At 64.4% G+C, this 3,598-nt stretch carries 3 protein-coding genes and 2 pseudogenes; 1 reads left to right on the forward strand and 4 read right to left on the reverse strand.

The genetic code is table 11. The features are described from left to right. Positions 1 to 212 precede the first annotated feature (212 nt). A pseudogene (locus tag ON38_RS38270) lies at positions 213 to 284 on the forward strand (helix-turn-helix domain-containing protein); the annotation flags it as partial. A 16-nt stretch (positions 285 to 300) separates the two neighbouring features. On the opposite strand, the gene ON38_RS25655 reads toward ON38_RS38270, so the two are convergent. The 4 genes and pseudogenes from ON38_RS25655 to trpS form a co-directional block, all read right to left on the reverse strand. Further along, positions 301 to 1,179: an IS3 family transposase gene (locus ON38_RS25655; RefSeq protein WP_083873088.1), complete on the reverse strand. Its 879-nt coding sequence runs from the start codon at positions 1,177 to 1,179 to the stop codon at positions 301 to 303. Positions 1,180 to 1,238: 59 nt separating this feature from the next. After that, positions 1,239 to 1,568 (reverse strand): transposase, encoded by a 330-nt coding sequence (locus tag ON38_RS25660; RefSeq protein WP_083873089.1) that lies wholly within the window; start codon positions 1,566 to 1,568, stop codon positions 1,239 to 1,241. A 58-nt stretch (positions 1,569 to 1,626) separates the two neighbouring features. Next, positions 1,627 to 2,229, reverse strand: a pseudogene (locus ON38_RS25665) (helix-turn-helix domain-containing protein); the annotation flags it as partial. Between the two features lie 70 nt (positions 2,230 to 2,299). Next, the gene (gene trpS / locus ON38_RS25670; RefSeq protein ID WP_039827586.1) at positions 2,300 to 3,340 is read right to left on the reverse strand and encodes a tryptophan--tRNA ligase; all 1,041 of its coding nucleotides are present in this window, start codon (positions 3,338 to 3,340) and stop codon (positions 2,300 to 2,302) included. Positions 3,341 to 3,598 lie beyond the last annotated feature (258 nt).

The following is a 3,598-nucleotide window of genomic DNA, read 5'->3' on the forward strand; positions in this document are numbered from 1 at the left end:
TCTAGTGCCTCGTCCAGTTAGGTTGCGTCGGTAATCCGGGTGTCGGTTTGATCCTTTGCTCGTCGGCGGTGATGCTGCCGGTGGAGGTGGTGTCGATGGCCCGGAAACCGGAAGTATTCGTGCGGGAGCTGGCCCCGGACGAGGGACGCAGACTGCAGAAGATCACCAAAACGAGCCGGCAGCCGATCAGAACGCGGCGTGCGATCGTGTTGATGGCTTCCGCGCACCATCAGCCGGTCCCGGCGATAGCCCGGCTGATGCAGGTCATGGAAGCATACGTGCGGCAGGTGATCCACGACTTCAACGAACGGGGGTTCGAAGCCTTGGACCCAAAATGGAGCGGCGCAGGCCGAGCAAGGTCGATCGGGCGACGCGTGAACGTATCGCCTGCATCGCCCGGTGCTGCCCCCGCGATCTCGGTCGGCCGTTCTCGACATGGAGTCTGTCGAAACTACGAGACATGCTGGTCACCAGCAAGATCGCCGATATCAGTCGTGAAACACTGCGCACGATCCTGCGGACCCACGGCGTGCCGGCGTTGTCCCAGCAGATCCCGGTAGCGCCCATCGACCGGTGCAGGCCATGACGACGGCAGGCCGCTGCCATGGCCGAAGCGGTGTATTGACTGCCGCGATCGGCATGTAGAACGATTCCGCGGCCACGTCCGCCGCGTGCCGCGACCGCCATGTCGAGGGTGTCGGTGACCAGTTCGGTGCGCATATGGTCGGCCACCGACCAGCCCAGCACCCGTTTGGAGTGCTCATCCTTGATCGCGCACAAATACATGTCTGCTTCCCCGCAGTTCAGGTAGGTGATATCGCTCGTCCATACCGCGTCGAGCCGGCCCTGGTCGAACCGGCGGCCGACCAGATCCGGCGAGAACGACGCACCCGGGTCGACCACCGTGGTCGTGACCTTGAAGGTGCGGGGGCTGATCCCCTCGATTCCGATAGAGGCCATGATCTTGGCGACGGTCTTCTCGGTGACCTTCTCACCGGCCTCGCGTAGATCGGCGGTGATTCGTGGGGCACCGTAGGTGCCGTCGGATTCACGGTGATGGGCCACGATCTTGACTGCCAGGTCCGCCCGGCGCTGCGCCGCGGGTGTCAACACCGGCGACCGGCAGCGTTTCCGGTACTCGTAGTACCCCGACCTCGACACATTCAACAATCGCGCCATCCGCGCGACGTCCTCACCAGCAGCGCCGGTGAACGCATCAGCAGCGGCGCACTCTGCCATCAGCTCGAACCGGGCCGGTTCTGCTGCATCGCGGCAAAGTACGCCGAAGCTTTTTTCAGGAACGCGATGTCTTTGTCCTGCTCGGCGACCTGCTTGCGCAACCGCAGCAACTCCGCCCGCTCCGCACCGGACAACGGCTGTTCACGATGCACCGCAGCCGCTTCCATGCGACGGCGTTCATCAGCAACCCACCGGCCCAGCAGACTCTCGTGCACGCCGAGCTCTCTCGAGACCTCGGCGACCGTGCGACCGGAATCGATCACCCGATGAGCAGCCTCGACCTTGTCCTCGGTCGTGAACGACCGACGTTTCCGAGACACAGCAGACATCCTTCCGCAGGATCAACGATCCTGATAACTCGGTGTCCACTACCCGGGGGGAGCCTCAAGCTTTCTCGTCAGTAAGAGCTTCGGTGTAGGCCAGCCGGGAGAATCCGTCGATCGCCGAGTGCAGATATACGTATCCGGCGCGGGCGCCGGCGGTCTTTGCCCGGCCGACCTTCTTGGCAAGTTCGCTGCCGCGGCCGTGGGCTCGCCAACCGCCGCCGCCGGGGATGCGGCCGACCTTCTTGATGTCGACGCGGACCATGTGGCCGGGCCAGCGGGCGATGATCCGTCGTCGTGCGCGGTTGCTCTCACCGGACGGGTCGAGGAACCTACGCTGATTCAACCCGAGGTGGGCCAGGTGCCGGCTGACGGTCCGCACCGAGATGGCGATGCCGTCGTTGGCGAGTGCGAGGGCGTTGCGCCGGGCCGACCACTTCTTCTCGCGCCGCAGCGTCTCGATCTGGGCGACTACTTCGACCGGAGTGGCGGTTGGTTGGCGGTGCGGCACGCTGGGCCGGTCGAGCAGGCCGGGCTCTCCGAACTCCCGGTAGCGGGCCACCCCGTTACTGGCACACGCTCGTGAAATACCCATTTCAGCGGTGATGTGCGAGATAGGGCGACTCTGACAACGCTGCACGAGCCGGCGACGGCCTTCGACGGACAGCGGCGCGTTTCAGTGAGTCATCGGCGCAGTCTCGGAGTGAGTAAGAAATCTCGTATCCGTGTGGCAGGCATCAGTACGCGGTTCCCATCACAGCGTGCACTTCCTCAAGGGTGCGGGTTGCCTCCACGTTGGCGCGGCGGTTCCCGTGCCGCAGAACACTGCACACGAATTCAGGGTCGCGCGCGAAGTCGGTGCGGCGTTGACGGTGTGGGGCGAGGAACTCGTTGACCGAGTCGGTGGTGAGCTTCTTCAGCGCCCCGGCCCCGGCGTCGCCGATGTCATCGGCCAGGTCTCTTTCATCGCGGCCGGAACACAATGCGGCCGTGGTCAGCAGCGCGGACACGCCGGGACGATTGACAGGATCGAATGTGATGAGTCGCTGGGAGTCGGTCGGGGCCCGGCGGATCAGGGCCGCCGTTTCGTCGGCGGTCATCGACAATGCGATCGCGTTGCCGTAGCTCTTGGACATCTTTCGCCCGTCGAGACCGGGAACTTCCGGTGCCGAGGTGAGCAGTGCCTGCGGTTCGGGGAACACCGCGCCATAGCGTTCGTTGAAGCGCCGCGCGATCACCCGGGTCAGCTCGACGTGCGGCAGGTTGTCCTTTCCCACGGGGACCAGGTTCCCCTTGCAGAACAGGATGTCGGCGGCCTGGTGGACCGGGTAGGTCAGCAGCAGTCCGCTCAAGGCACGACCGGACGCGACATGTTCCGCTCTGACGGTGGGATTGCGGTGGAGTTCGGCCTCGGTCACCAGGCTCAGGAACGGCAGCAGGAGCTGGTTCAGCGCCGGGACCGACGAGTGAGTGAAGATGGTCGCCCGGTTGGGGTCGATGCCAGCAGCCAGATAATCCAGCACGGCGCTGTAGACGTTCTCCCGGACCTGCCCGATCGCGTCACGGTCGGTGATGATCTGATAGTCGGCGAGGATCACGAACGTGTCCACGCCCAGACGGTGCAGCCGCACCCTTTCGGAGATGGTCCCGAAGTAGTGGCCCAAATGCAGAGGCCCGGTGGGGCGTTCGCCGGTGAGGATGCGGTACCGGCCGGGGTGCTCGGTGACTGCGGCACGCAACGTGTTGCTGCGCTCGACAGCGGCAGAGAAGGTGTTCAATGTACAGCTCCTGGATGGTCAGGGGCTGTACATACCTCGTTCAGGTCAGATGACATGCGGGCTGCGTACAGCCCGCGGACATGGTTAGACGGGCTGCTGGAGCAGCCACCACCATGCCTGTCGAATATCGATCACCCGGCAACGATAACACCACGGCGCGACCCCTACATGCCACCAACGTCATGACCCGCAACACCTATTGTTCCGCGCCTGAAATCCGTTGGATATATCGGGCGAGGGAGTCGAGGATCTCCTCAG

Source organism: Nocardia testacea NBRC 100365 (genome assembly GCF_000308775.1).
GTDB classification, from domain to species: Bacteria; Actinomycetota; Actinomycetes; order Mycobacteriales; family Mycobacteriaceae; genus Nocardia; species Nocardia testacea.